The 19,803-nt window shown below is 58.0% G+C and carries 19 protein-coding genes; 10 read left to right on the top strand and 9 right to left on the bottom strand.

Annotation, left to right across the window (positions count from 1 at the left end; genetic code table 11):
* Nucleotides 1-6 precede the first annotated feature (6 nt).
* Complete coding sequence (cstA, locus tag LG383_RS13165) at nucleotides 7-2,112, top strand: pyruvate/proton symporter CstA (protein ID WP_225759315.1); 2,106 nt, start codon at nucleotides 7-9, stop codon at nucleotides 2,110-2,112.
* A 104-nt stretch (nucleotides 2,113-2,216) separates the two neighbouring features.
* Nucleotides 2,217-2,414, top strand: a complete 198-nt coding sequence (locus LG383_RS13160; RefSeq protein ID WP_106992801.1) for a YbdD/YjiX family protein — start codon at nucleotides 2,217-2,219, stop codon at nucleotides 2,412-2,414.
* Here LG383_RS13160 and LG383_RS13155 read toward each other — a convergent pair.
* From LG383_RS13155 to LG383_RS13140, 4 genes are all read right to left on the bottom strand, one after another.
* Nucleotides 2,411-2,815 carry a helix-turn-helix domain-containing protein gene (locus LG383_RS13155; protein WP_106992294.1) on the bottom strand — a complete coding sequence of 135 codons (405 nt, stop codon included), beginning with the start codon at nucleotides 2,813-2,815 and terminating at the stop codon, nucleotides 2,411-2,413. The genes LG383_RS13160 and LG383_RS13155 overlap by 4 nt on opposite strands.
* Nucleotides 2,790-3,092: a type II toxin-antitoxin system RelE/ParE family toxin gene (locus tag LG383_RS13150; RefSeq protein ID WP_225759314.1), complete on the bottom strand. Its 303-nt coding sequence runs from the start codon at nucleotides 3,090-3,092 to the stop codon at nucleotides 2,790-2,792. Before LG383_RS13150 ends, LG383_RS13155 begins: the two co-directional genes overlap by 26 nt.
* A gap of 190 nt (nucleotides 3,093-3,282) precedes the next feature.
* Nucleotides 3,283-4,026 carry an SDR family NAD(P)-dependent oxidoreductase gene (locus LG383_RS13145; RefSeq protein WP_225759313.1) on the bottom strand — a complete coding sequence of 248 codons (744 nt, stop codon included), beginning with the start codon at nucleotides 4,024-4,026 and terminating at the stop codon, nucleotides 3,283-3,285.
* Between the two features lie 61 nt (nucleotides 4,027-4,087).
* A complete protein-coding gene (locus LG383_RS13140) occupies nucleotides 4,088-5,185 on the bottom strand; it encodes an oxidoreductase (RefSeq protein ID WP_225759312.1) in 1,098 nt (365 codons plus the stop codon).
* A 161-nt stretch (nucleotides 5,186-5,346) separates the two neighbouring features.
* Here LG383_RS13140 and LG383_RS13135 point away from each other — a divergent pair, with 161 nt between their 5' ends.
* The 4 genes from LG383_RS13135 (at nucleotide 5,347) to LG383_RS13120 (ending at nucleotide 10,251) form a co-directional block, all read left to right on the top strand.
* Nucleotides 5,347-6,849 (top strand): sugar ABC transporter ATP-binding protein, encoded by a 1,503-nt coding sequence (locus LG383_RS13135; RefSeq protein WP_106992298.1) that lies wholly within the window; start codon nucleotides 5,347-5,349, stop codon nucleotides 6,847-6,849.
* A complete protein-coding gene (locus LG383_RS13130; RefSeq protein ID WP_032616998.1) occupies nucleotides 6,846-7,841 on the top strand; it encodes an ABC transporter permease in 996 nt (331 codons plus the stop codon). The genes LG383_RS13135 and LG383_RS13130 overlap by 4 nt, the downstream gene beginning before the upstream one ends.
* A gap of 19 nt (nucleotides 7,842-7,860) precedes the next feature.
* On the top strand, nucleotides 7,861-8,925 hold the full coding sequence (locus tag LG383_RS13125; RefSeq protein WP_106992299.1) for a sugar ABC transporter substrate-binding protein: 1,065 nt from the start codon (nucleotides 7,861-7,863) through the stop codon (nucleotides 8,923-8,925).
* Nucleotides 8,926-9,009: 84 nt separating this feature from the next.
* Nucleotides 9,010-10,251, top strand: coding sequence for an LVIVD repeat-containing protein (locus LG383_RS13120; protein WP_225759311.1), 1,242 nt, complete (start codon nucleotides 9,010-9,012; stop codon nucleotides 10,249-10,251).
* Nucleotides 10,252-10,309: 58 nt separating this feature from the next.
* On the opposite strand, the gene mtnK is transcribed toward LG383_RS13120, so the two are convergent.
* Complete coding sequence (gene mtnK / locus LG383_RS13115) at nucleotides 10,310-11,509, bottom strand: S-methyl-5-thioribose kinase (protein ID WP_225759536.1); 1,200 nt, start codon at nucleotides 11,507-11,509, stop codon at nucleotides 10,310-10,312.
* Nucleotides 11,510-11,614: 105 nt separating this feature from the next.
* Between mtnK and mtnA the strand changes: the two genes are divergently transcribed.
* The gene (mtnA, locus tag LG383_RS13110; RefSeq protein ID WP_225759310.1) at nucleotides 11,615-12,643 is read left to right on the top strand and encodes an S-methyl-5-thioribose-1-phosphate isomerase; all 1,029 of its coding nucleotides are present in this window, start codon (nucleotides 11,615-11,617) and stop codon (nucleotides 12,641-12,643) included.
* A gap of 103 nt (nucleotides 12,644-12,746) precedes the next feature.
* Here mtnA and LG383_RS13105 read toward each other — a convergent pair whose 3' ends face one another.
* The 3 genes from LG383_RS13105 to LG383_RS13095 are packed head-to-tail and all read right to left on the bottom strand — an operon-like array spanning nucleotide 12,747 to nucleotide 14,586.
* Nucleotides 12,747-13,289 carry an acireductone dioxygenase gene (locus LG383_RS13105; RefSeq protein WP_106992303.1) on the bottom strand — a complete coding sequence of 181 codons (543 nt, stop codon included), beginning with the start codon at nucleotides 13,287-13,289 and terminating at the stop codon, nucleotides 12,747-12,749.
* Complete coding sequence (gene mtnC / locus LG383_RS13100) at nucleotides 13,286-13,975, bottom strand: acireductone synthase (protein WP_225759309.1); 690 nt, start codon at nucleotides 13,973-13,975, stop codon at nucleotides 13,286-13,288. Before mtnC ends, LG383_RS13105 begins: the two co-directional genes overlap by 4 nt.
* On the bottom strand, nucleotides 13,972-14,586 hold the full coding sequence (locus LG383_RS13095) for a methylthioribulose 1-phosphate dehydratase (RefSeq protein WP_225759308.1): 615 nt from the start codon (nucleotides 14,584-14,586) through the stop codon (nucleotides 13,972-13,974). Before LG383_RS13095 ends, mtnC begins: the two co-directional genes overlap by 4 nt.
* 120 nt (nucleotides 14,587-14,706) lie before the next feature.
* On the opposite strand from LG383_RS13095, the gene LG383_RS13090 reads away from it, so the two are divergent.
* Entirely contained in the window at nucleotides 14,707-15,867 is a 1,161-nt protein-coding gene (locus LG383_RS13090) for a pyridoxal phosphate-dependent aminotransferase (protein ID WP_225759307.1), read from the top strand.
* A gap of 96 nt (nucleotides 15,868-15,963) precedes the next feature.
* On the opposite strand, the gene LG383_RS13085 is transcribed toward LG383_RS13090, so the two are convergent.
* Nucleotides 15,964-16,878, bottom strand: coding sequence for a LysR family transcriptional regulator (locus LG383_RS13085; RefSeq protein ID WP_225759306.1), 915 nt, complete (start codon nucleotides 16,876-16,878; stop codon nucleotides 15,964-15,966).
* A 637-nt stretch (nucleotides 16,879-17,515) separates the two neighbouring features.
* Here LG383_RS13085 and ahpC point away from each other — a divergent pair.
* Together ahpC and ahpF are read left to right on the top strand one after the other, a co-directional pair.
* Nucleotides 17,516-18,079 (top strand): alkyl hydroperoxide reductase subunit C, encoded by a 564-nt coding sequence (gene ahpC, locus LG383_RS13080; protein ID WP_106992308.1) that lies wholly within the window; start codon nucleotides 17,516-17,518, stop codon nucleotides 18,077-18,079.
* Nucleotides 18,080-18,228: 149 nt separating this feature from the next.
* Nucleotides 18,229-19,791 carry an alkyl hydroperoxide reductase subunit F gene (gene ahpF, locus LG383_RS13075; RefSeq protein WP_106992309.1) on the top strand — a complete coding sequence of 521 codons (1,563 nt, stop codon included), beginning with the start codon at nucleotides 18,229-18,231 and terminating at the stop codon, nucleotides 19,789-19,791.
* Nucleotides 19,792-19,803 lie beyond the last annotated feature (12 nt).

Below are 19,803 nucleotides of genomic sequence, written 5' to 3'. Positions count from 1 at the left end.
CATATCATGAACAACTCAGGGAAATACCTCATCTGGGCAGGGCTCTCCGTGGTGGGGGCCTTTGCGCTGGGCTATATCGCCCTCAACCGCGGTGAACAGATCAATGCGCTGTGGATAGTCGTCGCAGCGGTCTGTATCTATCTGATTGCCTACCGTTTTTACGGTAAGTTTATCGCCCGTAACGTGCTTTCTGTCGACCCGACGCGCATGACACCTGCGGTGCGGCATAACGACGGTCTGGACTATGTGCCGACCGACAAAAAGGTGCTGTTTGGTCACCACTTTGCCGCGATTGCCGGGGCCGGGCCGCTGGTCGGGCCGGTGCTTGCCGCACAGATGGGCTATCTCCCGGGGATGATCTGGATCCTCGCCGGGGTGGTGCTGGCCGGTGCGGTGCAGGACTTTATGGTGCTGTTCGTCTCCACCCGCCGCGACGGGCGCTCGCTCGGCGAGCTGGTGAAAGAGGAGATGGGCCCTACCGCCGGGGTGATTGCCCTGGTGGCCTGCTTTATGATCATGGTGATTATCCTCGCCGTGCTGGCGATGATCGTGGTGAAAGCCCTGACCCACAGCCCGTGGGGAACCTACACCGTCGCCTTTACTATTCCACTGGCGATCTTCATGGGGATCTACATTCGCTATCTGCGCCCGGGGCGCATTGGCGAAGTGTCGGTGATTGGTCTGTTCTTCCTGATTTTCGCCATTATCTCCGGTGGCTGGGTGGCCGAGAGCCCAACCTGGGCCCCGTACTTTGACTATACCGGCGTCCAGCTGACCTGGATGCTGGTGGGCTATGGCTTTGTGGCGGCGGTGCTGCCGGTGTGGCTGCTGCTGGCTCCGCGCGATTACCTCTCCACCTTCCTGAAAATCGGCACCATCGTCGGCCTGGCGATCGGCATTCTGATTATGCGTCCGACCCTGACCATGCCTGCGGTGACCAAGTTTATTGACGGCACCGGCCCGGTCTGGTCCGGCAACATGTTCCCGTTCCTGTTTATCACCATCGCCTGTGGTGCGGTCTCTGGCTTCCATGCCCTGATCGCCTCCGGCACCACGCCGAAGATGCTGGCCAATGAAAGCCAGGCCTGCTTTATCGGCTACGGCGGCATGCTGATGGAGTCCTTCGTCGCCATTATGGCCCTGGTTTCGGCATGCATTATCGATCCGGGCGTCTACTTTGCGATGAACAGCCCGATTGCAGTGCTGGCTCCAGCCGGTACGGCGGACGTGGTGGCCTCGGCGGCCCAGGTGGTGAGCGGCTGGGGCTTTGCTATTACCCCGGAAACCCTGACTCATATCGCCAATGAGGTGGGTGAGCAGTCGATTATCTCCCGTGCGGGCGGGGCGCCGACCCTGGCGGTAGGGATGGCGTACATTCTGCACGGCGCGCTGGGCGGCCTGATGGATGTGTCGTTCTGGTATCACTTTGCGATCCTGTTCGAAGCGCTGTTTATCCTGACGGCGGTGGATGCGGGAACCCGTGCGGCACGCTTTATGCTGCAGGATCTGCTGGGGGTCATCTCTCCTGGGCTGAAACGCACCGAATCGCTGCCGGCCAACCTGCTGGCGACGGCACTCTGCGTACTGGCGTGGGGCTACTTCCTGCATCAGGGGGTGGTCGATCCGCTGGGCGGCATCAACACCCTGTGGCCGCTGTTCGGTATTGCTAACCAGATGCTGGCCGGTATGGCGCTGATGCTCTGCGCGGTGGTGCTGTTCAAGATGAAACGTCAGCGTTATGCCTGGGTGGCCCTGGTGCCAACGGCCTGGCTGCTGATCTGTACCCTGACCGCCGGCTGGCAGAAAGCCTTCAGCCCGGATGCGAAAGTCGGCTTCCTTGCTATCGCCAATAAGTTCCAGGGGATGATCGACAGCGGCAAGATTCCGGCGCAGTACACCGAGTCGCAGCTGTCACAGCTGGTGTTTAACAACCGTCTGGATGCCGGGCTGACCATCTTCTTTATGGTGGTGGTTGTGGTACTGGCGCTGTATTCTCTGAAGACCGCGCTGGCCGCCCTGAAGCAGGACAAGCCAACGGCGAAAGAGACACCGTATGAGCCGATGCCTGCCAACTATGAAGAGATTGTGACCCAGGCGAAAAGTGCCCATTAAAGACAATGCCGGGTGGCGCTTGCGCTTACCCGGCCTACGAGCCTTATCCTCCTCTCCCTTTGGGAGAGGGCGGGGTGAGGGGATACAAACAGAGAAGAAACATCATGTTCGACACCCTATCCAAAGCAGGTAAGTACTTAGGCCAGGCCGCAAAAATGATGATCGGCGTGCCGGACTACGACAACTACGTTGAGCATATGCGCATCAACCATCCTGACCAGACGCCAATGACCTATGAAGCGTTTTTCCGCGATCGCCAGGATGCCCGTTACGGCGCCAAAGGCGGAGCGAAGTGCTGTTAACCCTCTTTCGGCAAGTACAGGCTGATCTGCTCTTGCTTACAGCCGTAAATAGCCGCCAGTTTTTCACGGGTGCGTTTTTGCGGACGAGAGTCGACGGCTTCCAGCTGTGACACGGCGGACTGGCTGATGCCCAGTTTGTCGGCCACCTCCTGTTGCGATAAGCCGCGCAGGATGCGCCAGGCGGCCTGCAGGCTGACCTCCTGCCAGGTCATGATGCTGCACACCTCACCGGGTAATTCAACGTCATCGTAGATATTGTGCTCGATCTCGATATCTTCCAGATCGTCATCTGTTTCGTCGTCGATTTCCGATAACTGCAAACACATACGAAAGTATTCATCGTAGGGGATTACGACAAACTGCGTTTTTCCTTCATCATCCTTTATGAACTGGACTGTCATAATTTACATGTTCCTCATGTAGATAAGTTGTTGTTGTCCTGCGCTTCACAGATAAAACGTAACAGTCATTTCGCGTTTCCTCACCGACAGTAAAAATGATTCGGTATTCACCTACCCGCAAACGATAGTGATCGTCTGGAAAGGTCATTTTTTTAATATCAGGCGGTGGGGCGGAGCGGTCGTTCAGCTCAGCTAATTTCGCCTCAATGCGTTTTTGATAACGACTATCAATTCTGGAAAGTGCTTTTTTTGCCGCATTTGACCACACAATCTTCATCCGTACCTCCACTGTACGCCCACACAAAATATAAGGAAATAATAAGACTATTAGATAAATTCCGAATGTCTTATGAGGTACTGTAGGTCGGGGTCTGGCGCGGAGAAAGCGGCAAAAGGTGGATCGTCGAGGCGGGTCGAAAATACCTCTGTCGGGCGACAGAGGCATGCATAACCTTTGCGAGCAGGCGTCAGGCGTTCAGGCCGCCATCCACGTCCAGCCCGGTGCCGGAGATCTGCCCGGCGGCGGGGCTGGCGAGGAAGGTGACCGCGGCGGCGATATCCTCTGGCTGACCGTAATGCCCGGTGGCAATAAGCTGACGCTGGGATGCGGCCTGCTCACCATCTTCCGGGTTCATATCACTGTTGGTAGGGCCGGGGTGGACCAGATTGACGGTAATACCGCGCGGGCCAAGGTCGCGCGCCAGGCCGCGGGTCAGGGAGTTGAGCGCCGATTTGGTCATCGAATAGACCGCGATACCCGGCTGGGCGACGCGGTTGGCCAGACAGCTGCCGATATTAATAATGCGTCCGCCGTCGGACATATGCCCCAGCGCGGCCTGGATAGCGATCACCACGCCGCGAATATTGACGTTAATCAGGGCATCAATATCCGCCAGGGTCATGGACTCCAGCGGGCCGCCGCGCGCAATCCCGGCGTTATTCACCAGAATATCCAGCCCACCCAGGGTACGCGCCGCATGGGTGACGGCATCCTGAATGGCCTCTGCGCTGGCGCTGTCAGCCTGAATCGCCTCGCTGAGACGCCCCAGCGCCGTAATTTCATCGGCAACGGCCTGGGCTTTATCGGCGGATTTCTCGTAGGTGATAACCACATCGGCACCCGCCTTCGCCAGCGAGAGCGCAATGGCGCGACCTAAACCCCGACTGGCACCGGTAACCAGCGCCTTCTTACCTGTTAAATCGATCTGCATGATGACCTCAACTCAAGAGTGATGAGAACCCTCATTAGGTATAGAAGGCGCGTGTCCGGCGTCAATGCGCCGGGTGGCTGAGGTTTTCCACTTTCTCAAACGCGGCGCGCAGGATCGCTGGCGTCAGGGCAATCGGCAGGGCGTGGATCGACTCCACCGGGCGCAGGGTATGGGCGATCACCCGATCCAGCTCGTCGCGGTTGTGGATGTCCACCTCCAGCGCGCGCAGGGTGGTCGGCAGGTTAAAGCGCTGGTACGCCGCAATCAGCTCGCGCAGCACCTCGTCCTGGCCCAGCAGGGCGCTCTGCACCAGAATGCCGTACGCCACTTTGGTGCCGTGGAGGAACTGCGCAGTCTGCGGTAGCACCGTCAGGCCGTTATGCACCGCATGCGCCGCCGCCACGCGGGTGTAGCGTTCTCCCAGCCCGCCCACCATGCCGCCGCCGGCGATAATAGCGTCCACCACGTCATGAAACTCCCGGGTGACCTCGCGGCGGGTCTGGTCCGCCAGCGCCTGCTCGCTCTGTTCCAGCAGCACGTCGCGGATCGCCAGCGCGCCGTTAATGCCGAGCCTGACCGTCAGCGGCAGCAGCTCGGGCTGCGGGGCCAGCACCACCGCTTCATACCATTTCGCCAGGGTATCGCCGATCCCCGCCAGCAGGTACTCCGCAGGGGCATTGAGGATAATCTCCGGCTCGACCAGCACCAGGTAGTTAGCGTCGTCAAAAATCTCGAAGTGCAGCGCCTGACCGGCATCGTTGTACCACACCGATAGCGGGGTCCAGGCGGCGCAGGTGGCGGCGATGGTGGGAATGGCAACCACCGGCAGGCCCAGACGACGGGCCACCGCTTTGACGGTATCCAGCAGCGCGCCGCCGCCGAGGCCAATCACCACGCTGCGGTTATCGCCCGCCTCCTGCACCAGTTGATTCACATCGTGCTCGCTGCAGTGGCCTTTAAACAGCAGATGTCTGGCTCCCTCGGTATGGAAGCTCTCCGGCAGGAAGGGTTTCGCCCCGGCAAGGGCGCGTTCACCGTAGATCCATACCGCCCGGGAGAGCTGTTCCGGGGTGAAAAAGGCGTCCAGGCGGGCAAGGGCTCCGCGGTGAGAGTAGTAGTTGGCCGGGCCAGGTACGACGCGGATATCGGTGTTGCTCATGATGGTGTCCTTTTTATGAAGCGCTAACCCGATGTTATGGCTAGACATCCAGATGGCTAATACTATTTTGCTTTATCTTATGCTTTTTCCTTCGTTGCCAGCCAGTCCCGGCTGTGAAAAATTCCATAAATCAAAAGATTAATGATAAGGGATCGCAGCGAATGTCAACCAGTCGGCTCGAGATGCGCGGCATCAGCCTGGCTTTTTCTGGCTTTCAGGCGTTGTCGCGCGTCGATTTCACCCTGACGGGCGGATCGGTACACGCGCTAACGGGCGCGAACGGCGCCGGGAAATCCACCCTGATGGCGGTCCTGTGCGGTACGCACGCGCGCTATGAAGGCGAAATCAGCATCAATAACCAGCTCGTCACCCTTCGCGAGCCGGTGGATGCTAAACAGCTGGGTATCCATCTGGTGCAGCAGGAGGTGGACGTGGCGCTGATCCCCGGCCTGAGCATTGCGGAAAACATCATGCTCGATCATCTGGCGCAGCCGGGACACCGCTTCCACTGGGGGAAACTGCGCGAGCAGGCCCGACAGGCGCTGGCGCAGCTGGACGTCACCCTTGACGTGCGGCGTTCCATCGACGGCTGCACCCTGGCGGAAAAGCAGCAAATTTTGCTGGCCCGGGCGCTGTCCCATCATTGCCGCTTTTTAATTCTGGATGAACCCACCGCCCCGCTGGACGCCCACGAGAGCGAGCGGCTGTTCGCCGTGGTGCGACGCCTGCAGCAGCAGGGGATCGGGGTGGTGTTTATCTCTCACCGCATTCACGAGCTGAAGGCCATCTGCGACACCTTAACGGTGCTGCGGGACGGGAAGCTGATTGAGTCCGGCCCGATGGCGGATCTCAGCGGAGAAGCGATCGTCGAGAAGATGCTGGGCCATCAGCTGAGTGATATCTACCCGCCTGCGCGACCTCCACACAGCGGCGAAACCTTGCTGCGCGTGGAAGGATTACATGACGAAGGGCTGCTGAAGGATATCTCCCTGCACCTGCGCAAGGGCGAAATTCTCGGCATTGCCGGGCTGGCGGGCGCCGGAAAAACCGAGCTCTGCAAGGCGCTGTTTGGCGCCAGCAAAAGCCGCGTGGCGCGCGGTGAACTGAATCAAAAAGCGTGGAAACCGCGCGACCCGGCGGACTCCGTCCTGCGCGGGCTGGCGCTGGTGCCCGAAGAGCGACGCAAAGAGGGTATTTTTATCGATGAGCCGGTGAGCATGAACCTGGCGGTGTCAGCGGATAACAGCTTCTCGCGCTGGAGCCTGTTTGGTCATCGCCAGGCGTGGCGCTGGGCGGAAGAGGTGATCGCCCGGGTGGGCGTGCGCACCCGCGGGCCGGGGCAGGTGCTGCGCCGTCTGTCGGGCGGCAACCAGCAGAAGGTGGCGATCGGCAAATGGCTGCGCGGCAACGCCCAGGTGCTGATCTTCGACGAGCCCACTAAAGGGGTGGACGTGAAGGCCAAAACCGATCTGTTCCAGCTGATTGACGGCCTGGCGCGGGAAGGCAAAGGGGTGATTTATGCCTCGGGGGAATTCGCCGAGCTGGTGGGCCTGTGCGACCGCATCTGCGTGCTGTGGGACGGGCGCATCGTGGCGGAACTCGAAGGGGCAACCGCCCGCGAAGAGACATTACTTTATTATTCAACCGGAGGAACGGCGTCGTGAGCAAGGCCCTTTCAGTGACGGCGGCGGCGTCTGGCCGTCAGCAAATTTTCGATTTTCTCTACAAATGGGGCATGTTGCTGACGGTGGTCGCGCTGGTGGCCATTTTCGGCGTGGCGTCAGAGAATTTCCTCGATCCGAACAACATCATCAACATTCTGCGCTCCATCGCCATCGTGACGGTGATTGCCATCGGCGTCTCCATCTCGCTGACCATAGGCGGGTTTGACCTGTCGGTGGGGTCCACCGCCTCGCTGGCCAATGCGCTGGTGATCTCGCTGTTTGTCTGGCACGGCTTCGGCACTACCGAATCCATTCTGATCACCCTCGCGCTCTGTACCCTGGTGGGGCTGTTTAACGCCTTTTTAATCGTCATCCTGCGCATTCCCGACATGCTCGCGACGCTGGCCAGCCTGTTTGTGATCCAGGGCGTGGCGATGACCTACAGCTACGGCGGGTCGATCACCGAAAACATGGTCCTGCCGAGCGGTGATATGGCGGAAGGGACTATCCCGGCGGCGTTTGGCGCGCTGGGGCAGGTGCCGACCATCGTCATTATCATGCTGGCGGTGACCCTGCTGGCGCAGCTGGGGCTGTCGTTGACCACTCACGGACGCCGCATGTACGCCATTGGCGGCAACCCGGAAGCGGCGCGGCTGTCCGGAATTCGCACCACCCGCTATAAGGTGGCGGCCTACGTTATTGCCTCGCTGCTGGCGGGCCTCGGCGGCATTCTGCTGGCCTCGCGCATTGGCTCCTCCCAGGTGAATGCGGGCGGTGGCTATCTGATGGATGCGGTGGCGGCGGCGTGGATCGGCTTTTCGCTCGCCGGTTCCGGCAAACCAAACGCGCTGGGCACCCTGGTGGGGGCGGTGATCCTCGGGGTGCTCTCCAACGGGCTGGTGATGCTCTCGGTGCCGTATTACGCCATGGACATTATAAAAGGGCTGGTGCTGGCGATTGCGCTGGCCATCACCTACGTACAAAAACGTTAACAACACGACGGGAATAAAAATGAAAAAAATTGCACTCTCTTTGCTGACCCTGGGATTACTGAGTTCACTGCCGGGCTATGCGGCGACCCCTGCGCCGGTGCCGGCAGCCATCGCCAACCACGACGGGCAGATCCGCATCGCGGTGATCCGTAACCTCGGCTCTGACGACAACACCACCCAGTTTGTGGCCGGTGCCATCCAGGAAGGGAAAAAGCTCGGCTTTAAGGTCAGCACCTTTTTAAGCAACGGCGACGACGCTAAATTCCAGGACTTCGTTAACCAGGCGATCACCCAGAAATATGACGGGATTATCCTCTCCCAGGGGCGCGATCCGTACTCCACCGCGCTGGTGAAAAAGGCGGTTGATGCCGGGATCAAGGTGGCGGTATTCGATACCGCGGTAAACGGGGAGATCCCGGGCGTGACCGTGACCCAGCAGGATGATGCCTCCCTGACCAACCTCTCCTTCGGCCAGCTGGTGAAAGATTTCAACGGCCAGGCCAACATCATCAAACTGTGGGTGGCCGGCTTCCCGCCGATGGAGCGTCGTCAGACCGCCTATCAGGAACTGCTGAAGCAGAACCCGGGCATCAAAGAGCTGGAGTCCATCGGCGCAGTGTCGTCCGACGTGCAGGGTGACACCGCCAACAAAGTGGGCGCGGTGCTGGCGAAATACCCGAAAGGCAAGATCGACGCCATCTGGGGCACCTGGGATGCCTTCAGCCAGGGCGCGTATAAAGCGTTGAAAGAGAACGGTCGTACCGAGATTAAACTCTACAGCATCGACATCTCCAATCAGGATCTGCAGCTGATGCGCGAGGCGGGCAGCCCGTGGGTGGTGAGCGTGGCGGTGGATCCGAAGCTGATTGGCGCCACCAACGTGCGTCTGATCGCCAACAAGATTGCCGGGGAAGCGACGCCAGCGACCTATGACTTTAAAGCGGCGGCTATTCCGCAGGCGCTGCTGTCGGCCCAGCCGGGCGCGGTGAACGTAGCGTCGCTAGGGAAAATCATCCCGGGCTGGGGCCAGACCGAAGACTTTATCGCCCCGTGGTTCGCTACTTTAGAAGCGAAGGCAAAATAACATTGCCGGGTGGCGGCTGCGCCTTACCCGGCCTACAGTCCGTAGGCCCGGTAAGCGCAGCGCCACCGGGCATCAGGAGGTTGCGTGTCTGCCTTACCCACCCCCGAATACAGCCGCAATATGCGCTTAATCGGCCACAGCGATCAGGGCGGTCGCCCGGACGGCGTGCAGCTGATGGTCCATCGCGGCTTTGCCTATATCGGCCATATGGTGTCGCAGGGCTTTTCGATTGTCGACGTGCGCGACCCGAAGAACCCAAAGGCCGCAGGCTATGTGCCTGCGCCGCCCGGTACCTGGAATGTACATCTCCAGGCACATGACGATCTACTGCTGGTGATCAACGCCCGGGATCTGTTTGCCGATGCCCGCTTTGCTGACGAAAAGGTCTACTACACCCGCCAGGTGGGGGAGACGGTCAGCGATGTGCAGGACAGAGGCTGGAGCGCCGGGCTGCGCATTTTTGATATCTCCACCCCCGATAAGCCGCGGGAGATCGGTTTTCTCTCGCTGAGTGGTATCGGTATTCACCGCATCTGGTATGTGGGCGGGCGCTGGGCCTATGTCTCGGCGCTGATCGACGGCTTTACCGATTACATCTTTTTGACCATCGATCTGGCGGATCCGCGCAAGCCGGAAGTTGCCGGGCGCTGGTGGCTGCCGGGGATGAACCAGGCGGCAGGCGAAAAACCGGCCTGGCCGGAGGGCAAGCGCTATGCCCTGCATCATGCCATTATCGCCGGGGATACCGCCTACGGCAGCTGGCGTGACGGCGGCCTGACGCTGCTGGATGTGAAGGATCGCAGCCAGCCGAAGTTGATCAGCCACCGCAACTGGAGCCCGCCGTTTGGCGGCGGCACCCATACCGCGCTACCGCTGCCGGATCGCGACCTTTTGGTGGTGCTGGACGAAGCGGTGCTCGACAATCAGGAGGATGGCGAAAAGCTGATCTGGCTGTTTGATATTCGCGAGCCGTCGAACCCGGTCAGTATCGCCACCTTCCCGCAACCAAAAGAGCGGGATTACGTGGCCAAAGGGGCGCACTTCGGGCCGCACAACCTGCATGAAAATCGTCCCGGCAGCTTTGTCAGCTCAACGCTGATTTTTGCCACGTACCAGAATGCGGGCGTGCGGGCATATGACATTTCCGATCCGTATCGTCCGGTGGAAACCGGGGCGCTGGTCCCGGCGGCACCGGCGACGATGATGGATACCCGGCCTGGTCGTCCGCAGGTGATCCAGTCGTGCGATGTGTTTGTTGATGCAGAAGGGATTATCTACAGCACGGATTACAACGGCGGGTTGTCGGTGATTGAGTATCTGGGATGAGTGAGGTTTTCTCCCTCTCCCTGTGGGAGAGGGTTGGGGTGAGGGCAACAGGCCGCACTCAACTATACTGACGCACCCTTGCCACCAGCTCATCCACGCTGTCGATCCGATCCGCAATCACAATCAAGGCCCTGCCGAGGGTGATGGCATGGCGCAGGCACTCGTGGCGCATCTCATCATCGCGGATGGTGTCGATATCCGCCACGTGGGACAGACCCACGCTGCGGCGGATCAGTTCGGTGCCGCAGAAGCCAATCGCGTCATGCCATACCTTTTTCAGAAACTCGCTGGCATAGCCCGGCACGCACAGTGCTGCATCGCGGGATTTCTCCGTAGCCAGCGCCTGGAAACGTTCCGAGAAGGTGGTCCACAGCTGCTGAATATCGATCAGGCGTTGCTCGCGTGCGGCTGCCGCATCGCGAATGCCAAGGTGGCCCGGTAAACCGCAGAAGTTCAGCAGCAGGTTACCGATCGCCGTGCCAATATCAAACCCGATCGGGCCGAAATAACCGAACTCCGCGTCAATGGCTTTCAGGCTGCCGTCGGCGACAAAAATTGAGCCGCTATGGATGTCGCCGTGCAGCAATGCTTCGGCCTGGGAGAAGAAGCGGTGCTTCAGGGAAGCGACGGCAATCTTCAGCTGATGGTCGTTGCGCAGAGCGGCGACGTCGTTTTCCAGCGCCGCCGGGTAGTTATTGCGCTCGTGGATCTGGTACGGATCGTTGAAGAACAGATCCTCGGTGATCTCACACATCTCCGGGTTGATGAACTGCGCTACCTGCGCTTTTTTGGCATGCGGATGGAGGTAAAAATCGCTGGTGTGGAACAGGGTATGAGCCAGGTATTCCCCCAGCTGGCGTGCCGCCTGGGGATAAAACACATTGTTGATCAGCTCGCCGCGCCAGATCTTATGGCTGGAGAGATCTTCCATCACCATCACCGCCAGATCCGGGTCGAAGTGATGGATTTTCACCGTGTGCTGCGGGCTGTGCTGATAGTGTTCCACCAGGGTTTGCGCTTCGAGACGGGCGCGATCCAGCGTCAGCGGCCAGGATTCACCCACGCAGCGCACGTAGGGCAGGGCCTGCTTAACCACGATGCGGCTCACGCCTGCGTGGTCGAAAATTTTAAACACCAGATTGAGGTTGCCGTCGCCTACCTCCTGCGCCTCCACCAGTGACGAGGGGTCTTCGAGGCCGCCAAACTGTTGGGCATAAGCCACGGCGTCCTGAGCGGTAAAGGTACGGTATTGCGACATTGCCAGTTCCTCATCTGTTCCGGTAATAAAGACATTTAGACGTCTATACATCTGAATTTTATCCTGACACAATGTGCTACAACAACGCAACAGAGAATTAACGACATGCAGAGATTACAGACGACCAGCCTGCGAGTGGCGGACAATCAGTTATTTATTCTCGATCAACAGGCCCTTCCGCAGGAGAAACGCTGGCTGGATGCCTCGACGGTAGAGGCGCTGGTGGGGCATATTCACGCCCTGCGCGTGCGCGGTGCGCCGCTGATTGGTCTCTCTGCCAGCCTGCTGCTGGCGCTGCTGGCGGAGAACGGTTACAGCCGGGACCAACTGGCAACCGCGCTGGAAACGTTGCGCGCCTCGCGTCCGACGGCGGTGAATCTGATGAACAATCTCGACCGCATGAAGCAGGCGTTGTGGCAGGAGGATTTTGTCCCGGCGCTGGTGGCGGAGGCGCTGCGTCTGATTGATGAAGACAAGCGGCTCTGCGATGCCATTGCGCAGGCGGGAAGTCAGCTTGTGAAGCCGGGCAGTCGCCTGCTGACCCACTGCAACACCGGCGGGCTGGCGACGGCGGGCGTCGGCACCGCGCTGGGGGTGATAGCCCTCGCGCATCAGCAGGGCAACGTCAGTAACGTCTGGGTGGATGAAACCCGTCCGCTGTTGCAGGGCGGCAGATTAACCGCCTGGGAGCTGGGCGAGCTGGGCGTGCCGTATCAACTTATCACCGATTCGATGGCCGCCAGCCTGATGGCGAAAGGGCAGGTGGATGCGGTATGGGTCGGGGCAGACAGGATTGCCGCCAATGGCGACGTGGCGAACAAAATCGGCACCTATTCTCTGGCGGTGCTGGCGAAATTCCACGGCATTCCATTTTACGTGGCGGCCCCGCAAACCACCCTCGATCCAGCGTGTCCGAACGGGGAGGCGATCCCGATTGAGCAGCGCGATGCCCGGGAAGTGACCGGCGTGGCAGGGAGCTTCGGCGCGGTGCAGTGGGCACCGGACGATGCGCAGGTCTATAACCCGGCATTCGACGTCACGCCCGCGGCGCTTATTAGCGGCTGGGTACTGGATAGTGGGGTGGTGTTACCGGAGGATGTAGAGCGCGGGATTTTTGATAATAGTGCGGTCTGAGCCCCTCACCCCGGCCCTCTCCCCATAGGGGCGAGGGAGAAAAGATGGCTCCGTGCAGTTCCCTCTCCCCTATGGGGAGAGGGTTAGGGTGAGGGGAAAAGCCTCAAGGCAATCTTGGATAGCTATCCGCAATCGCGTCGCCGGTAAACTGCGCCACCCAGCCTTCGGGGTTATCGAAAATACGAATGGCGGTAAAGTTCGGCTCGGAACCCATATCAAACCAGTGCGGCGTGCCGGCGGGGACTGAAATCAGGTCGTTTTTCTCGCACAGCACCTGACAGACCTGGTCATCAATGTGCAGGCAGAACAGCCCGGCACCTTCGACAAAGAAACGCACTTCATCTTCGCCATGGGTGTGTTCATTTAGAAACTTCGCGCGCAGGGCCTCTTTTTGCGGGTTATCCGCCCGCAGGCTGATCACGTCCCAGCTCTGGTAGCCTTTCTCTGCCACCAGCCTGTCGATGGCATGCTGATAGGCATTAATCACGGCGTCGGGAGCCGGATCGTGGCCTAAATCCCGGTCGGCTTCCCAGCGCTCAAAGCGGACGCCACGGGCATTCAGCTGCTGCTGGATCGCCTCAGGGTCGGTGCTGTGCCACTGCGGCTCACTGGCTTCTTTATCGGAAAAAATGGTCAATGCGCTCATGAAGGGATCTGCTCCGGATTGATGTCGTCGAACTGGTGCACCTGATGATGATGGCTGGCGCCGTCCTCATCCCCGCGAATCAGCTGCAGGGTGCGGAAACCCGCCTGTTCTGCGGCGTCCAGCTCCTGATGAATATCCGACAGGAACAGGATCTGCGAAGGGGCTGCGCCAATCTGTGCCGCAATATTCTGGTAAGACTGGACGTCACGCTTGGCACCGATATGGGTATCAAAATAGCCGCTGAACAGATGAGTAATATCACCTTCGTCGCTGTAGCCAAATAACAGTTTTTGCGCTGCCACGGAGCCGGAGGAATAAACATAGAGATCAATGCCCTGCGACTTCCATTTTTCCAGTGCAGGCAGCACGTCCGGGTAGAGGTGGCCGGTGAAGTCGCCGTTGACGTAGCCATCCTGCCAGATGATCCCCTGCAGCGCTTTCAGCGCCGTCGATTTGCGATCTTCGTCCATAAAGGTGAACAGGGTAGCGATCAGGTCGCTGGTGCTGGCCTGCGGCTGAGCAATCTCTTCGCGCAGATTATCCAGAATGGTGTTGACCGGTTCGGCATACTGCTGGGCGCTGACAAAGGCCGCCAGCCGCTCGCGCGCATAGGGGAACAGGACATTATGGACAAAACGAATATCGCTGGTGGTGCCTTCAATATCCGTCACAATCGCGCGAATCATACTCTCTCCAGTTGTCGTAAACGCATCTCGCACTCGAACAGGAATTCGAGGCCTTCAAGGTGACGCCGGGCTTCTGCCACATCACGTCCCCAGCAGGTTAAGCCATGACCGCGCAGAAGAAAACCATAATTCAGCGGGCGCTCCTGAGCGTAGTGAGCGATTCGGGCGGCCAGGGCGTCGATGTCCTGGTCGTTATCGAACACGGCAATAGGCAGGGTATCGAGATGGCTGGTCTGGCCGCGGAGGGATTTCTGCATCTCAAAGCCGCTGAGATGCAGCTCAGGCTCTTTAACCAGCCGTGACAGCACCGTGGCATTCACCGTATGGACATGCAGCACCGCGTTGGCTTCCGGGTAGAGGCGATAGACCAGGGTATGCAGCCCGGTTTCCGCCGAGGGTTTTCGCCCGGAGGGGGCGCGGTTGGTGGCAATCTCAACCTGCAGGAAGTCATCGGGGGTCAGGCTGCCTTTATCTTTACCGGATTCGCTGAGCCAGCACCAGGTATCATCCTGCCGCACGGACATGTTGCCGCCGGTGGCCGGAGCCCAGCCCTTTGCGCCGATCCAGTGGCAGGCTTCGACCAGGGATGTGAGTTGCAGGTTGTCTGTCATCCTTCTTACCTCTTCGGCAGGAATATCATTATGGTTTAGACGTCTAAGCGTCTTGATTGCCAAATACTAACATCGTGTTATAGTGGCAGCAACATATGTATTACATACAGGCCCGTCGACATGCGTAATAACCCATTGATTCCAGAGAGTAAACTTCCCGGTCTCGGCACCACCATCTTTACCCAGATGAGCGCTCTGGCGCAGCAGCACAAGGCGATCAACCTGTCGCAGGGTTTTCCCGATTTCGATGGCCCGGACTATCTGCAACAACGGCTGGCTTACCATGTGGCGAACGGTGCCAACCAGTATGCGCCGATGACCGGAGCGCAGCCGCTGCGTGAGGCGATCGCCGATAAAACCGCCGAGCTGTACGGCTATCAACCCGATGCGAATGCGGAGATCACCGTGACCGCCGGGGCCACCGAAGCCCTGTACGCGGCGATCACCGCCCTGGTGCGTACCGGCGATGAGGTGATCTGCTTTGACCCGAGCTACGACAGCTATGCCCCGGCGATTGAATTATCTGGCGGCGTGGTCAAGCGCGTGGCGCTCCAGCCGCCGCACTTCCGTCCGGACTGGCAGGCCTTCGCGGCGCTGCTGAGCGATAAAACCCGGCTGGTGATCCTCAACACGCCGCATAACCCGTCGGCGACGGTGTGGCAGCAGGCGGATTTCGCCGCCCTCTGGCAGGCCATTGCCGAGCGTGAAATTTATGTCCTGAGCGATGAAGTGTATGAGCACATCTGCTTTGCCGACGCAGGGCATTTCAGCGTGCTGGCCCATCCGCAGCTGCGGGAGCGGGCGATTGCTGTCTCGTCGTTCGGGAAAACCTTCCACATGACCGGCTGGAAGGTGGGGTACTGTGTGGCCCCGGCGGCCATCAGCGCCGAGCTGCGCAAGGTGCATCAGTTCCTGACCTTTGCGGTCAACACCCCGGCACAGCTGGCGATTGCCGATATGCTACGTCACCAGCCGGAACATTACCGGGAACTGCCGGACTTCTATCGCGCCCGCCGGGATCGGTTTATCGACGCTCTGAGCGCAAGCCGGCTGGAGATTTTACCCTGCGAAGGGACCTATTTCCTGCTGGCAGACTACAGCGCCATCTCCGATCTGGATGACGTCAGTTTTTGCCAGTGGTTAACCAAAGAGGTGGGGGTGGCGGCGATCCCATTATCGGTCTTCTGCGCCGATCCGTTCCCGCACAGGCTGATTCGACTCTGCTTTGCCAAGCAGGAAGCGACATTACTGGCGGCGGCGGAACGGCTGGTAACGCTCTGAACCGTTAGCCTGTTATATTAAATACACCGGAATAATAAAATAACTCCGGTGTATTTTGTTGATGCTAAAAATAAATCGGAAATATAATTTTTAGCATCAGTCATATTCAAACCCTTCCGTGCTGATCTTTTCAATAAAGCTGGAGAATATTTTGCTGGTTAATGCCGCACGGTTATACATCATATAAATGTTCACTGGAGGCAATTCAAAGGGCGTACTCACCTTTTTCAGTTTCAAGGTGTCACGATACTGTTGATAGGCTAGATCTGGAACATAACCCAGCAAATTAGAAGAGCTGATCATATTGATAAGCGAGAAAAAGGAGTCGCTGCGAAAACCGATTTTTCTGTCAGGTAAGTGCTTTTCTGTCTCGGTGCGGAAGTGACTGATGCCGGGCTCATTAGCGATGAAATAGGTGAATTTCTCTGCCTTCAACTGCTCCATTGTGGCACTGTCACCGATGCGCGGATGATCCTGTCGACAAACGATGGAAATGGGCAAGGTCAAAAAATGGGTACAGATAATCGAGCGGTTATTAATAGGGAAAAATGAAAAGATGAGATCGGCTTTACGATAGGCCAGCAAATCTTCCGCCGTATCCTTGGAGAGCAGTAGATCATGATATTCGATCTCGTAATTGTGTTCCCGTATCAGCATCTTCATTGGCATGAACAGGCGATCTGGCGTCAGCACCTGTGGGGCGTAGATGATGATATTCTTCTCCAGCGACGAGCCATGCATGATGTTAATCGTCTGCTCAAGCTGATTCAGGTTCTCTTCAAGGTGCTTATGCAGGTTGGCGCCCACGGTGGTGGGGGTGATGCCTTTACCGGAGCGGATAAACAGCGGGTCGTTCAACTGGTTGCGTAAACGCTGCAGCGACTGGCTTACGGCTGAAGGGGTAATAAACAGGGTCTCAGCGGCCTTGCTGATACTCAGGTGCTGATAGATACATTCAAATATGACCAGCAGATTTAAATCAAATTTTTTTAGATCGTAGAGATTAGCCATGATTCGTCCTGATTAGCTGTGCTGTTACCGTAATCTTATACACGATAACTATAGAAGTTAGTTAGCCATTCTCCATCCATTTGATTGGATAACTTAACTAATTTTAAATTCCAGCTTAATATATCATGGCTACAGATTAATAAAATAAAAGCGACGCTATTGTTTAAATAATTTTATCCACAAAAGTCGGGAGCCCATGTTGAATTTACGCCTTCACTCCTGTACTAACGTGGCCATCATCCTGTCTGGTAGGCTGTTATCGGGTGTATCCATATCCGGGCATAATTCATGTTTGTTATCTATTTATTAAAGCGAAGGTTCGGTAAAACCTATCACAGTCATAGGGATTTTCACCCCGTTAGCCAATTGCCCTTTCGTTGGCAGGATGGTGTAATCCCTTCGCTGTTACGACCTTGCTAAAGGTAATGTAGAGCGCAACGCATCGCCAGCTTCGACTGGCACTGATGTTACCTTCGGGTAGCTCAGGTATCAGGGCCGCCGTCAGGCGGCCTTTTTACTTTGTGGCCTCTGCACGGGTTGTTAGGTATTGCTGATTGATTTGATACGGCAAACGCATTAGCCCGAAACGGCAAAGTTGGTTACCTTAGCTCTCAACGAAAACACGGAGGAAGTACAGATGTCTTTAATTAATACCAAAATCAAACCTTTCAAAAACCAGGCGTTCAAAAACGGCGACTTCGTAGAGATCACCGAGAAAGATACCGAAGGCCGCTGGAGCGTGTTCTTCTTCTACCCGGCTGACTTTACTTTCGTCTGCCCGACCGAACTGGGTGACGTTGCAGATCACTACGACGAACTGCAGAAGCTGGGCGTAGACGTTTACTCTGTCTCTACCGACACCCACTTCACCCACAAAGCGTGGCACAGCAGCTCTGAAACCATCGCTAAAATCAAATACGCGATGATCGGTGACCCGACTGGCGCCCTGACCCGTAACTTTGAAAACATGCGTGAAGATGAAGGTCTGGCCGACCGCGGCACCTTTATCGTTGACCCGCAGGGCATCATCCAGGCCATCGAAGTTACCGCTGAAGGTATTGGCCGTGACGCATCCGACCTGCTGCGCAAAATCAAAGCGGCTCAGTATGTTGCTTCTCACCCAGGCGAAGTGTGCCCGGCGAAATGGAAAGAAGGCGACGCGACTCTGGCTCCATCCCTGGACCTGGTTGGCAAAATCTAAGTCTGAAAAGCCCGGCAGCGCTGCGCTTGCACGGGCAATCAATGGGCGCATCTGCGCCCATTTCATTCCAACACCATGATGCAAGTTGCATTCAGGCAGCCCGGATAAGGCCGCTTGCATGATGATGTTTTTTAAGCAGGAGATGAATAATGCTCGACACCAACATGAAAACCCAGCTCAAGGCCTACCTTGAGAAACTGACCAGGCCTGTTGAGCTGATTGCCACGCTGGATGACAGCGCTAAATCGGCAGAAATCAAGGAACTGCTGGCTGAAATTGCCGAACTGTCTGCGAAAGTGACCTTTAAAGAAGATAACAGCCTGCCGGTGCGCAAGCCGTCCTTCCTGATCACCAACCCAGGCTCTACCCAGGGCCCGCGCTTTGCCGGTTCCCCGCTGGGACACGAATTTACCTCTCTGGTCCTGGCGCTGCTGTGGACCGGTGGTCATCCGTCGAAAGAGGCCCAGGCGCTGCTGGAGCAGATCCGCGACCTCGACGGTGATTTTGAGTTTGAAACTTACTACTCGCTCTCATGCCACAACTGCCCGGACGTGGTGCAGGCCCTGAACCTGATGGCGGTGCTGAACCCGCGCATCAAACACACCGCGATTGATGGCGGCGTGTTCCAGAACGAAATCACCGATCGCAACGTGATGGGCGTTCCGGCGGTATTTGTGAACGGGAAAGAGTTTGGTCAGGGTCGTATGACGCTGACGGAAATCGTCGCCAAAGTAGATACCGGCGCGGAAAAACGCGCAGCGGAAGAGCTGAACAAGCGCGACGCCTACGATGTACTGATCGTCGGCTCCGGCCCGGCGGGTGCTGCGGCTGCGGTGTACTCCGCGCGTAAAGGCATTCGTACCGGTCTGATGGGCGAACGTTTTGGCGGCCAGGTGCTGGATACCGTGGATATCGAAAACTATATCTCCGTGCCGAAAACCGAAGGTCAGAAACTGGCTGGCGCCCTGAAAGCGCACGTCAATGACTATGAAGTGGATGTGATTGACAGCCAGAGCGCCAGCAAACTGGTGCCTGCGGCGCAGGAAGGCGGCTTCCATGAGATTGAAACCGCATCCGGCGCGGTGCTGAAAGCACGCAGCATCATCATTGCCACCGGTGCCAAATGGCGCAACATGAACGTGCCTGGCGAAGACCAGTATCGCACCAAAGGGGTGACCTACTGCCCGCACTGCGACGGCCCGCTGTTTAAAGGCAAGCGCGTGGCGGTGATCGGCGGCGGTAACTCCGGTGTTGAAGCAGCTATCGACCTGGCGGGTATCGTTGAGCACGTCACGCTGCTGGAGTTCGCACCAGAGATGAAGGCCGATCAGGTCCTGCAGGATAAAGTACGCAGCCTGAAAAACGTCGATATCATCCTGAACGCGCAAACTACCGAAGTGAAAGGCGATGGCAGCAAAGTGACCGGTCTTGAGTACCGTGACCGCGTGAGCGGCGATGTGCACAGCGTGCCGCTGGCGGGGATCTTCGTACAGATTGGTCTGTTGCCAAACACCACCTGGCTGGAAGGCGCGATTGAGCGTAACCGCATGGGCGAGATCATCATTGATGCCAAATGTGAAACCAGCGTGAAGGGCGTATTTGCGGCGGGCGACTGCACCACCGTACCGTACAAACAGATTATCATCGCCACCGGCGAAGGGGCGAAAGCGTCCCTGAGCGCCTTTGATCATCTGATTCGTACCAAAGCATAAAAACGTAAGACA

The sequence above is a fragment of the Leclercia sp. Marseille-Q4284 genome (assembly GCF_916618945.1).
GTDB classification, from domain to species: Bacteria; Pseudomonadota; Gammaproteobacteria; order Enterobacterales; family Enterobacteriaceae; genus Enterobacter; species Enterobacter tamurae.
Note: the sequence above shows the minus strand (reverse complement) of the source record. Positions and strands in the feature narration are given on the sequence as shown.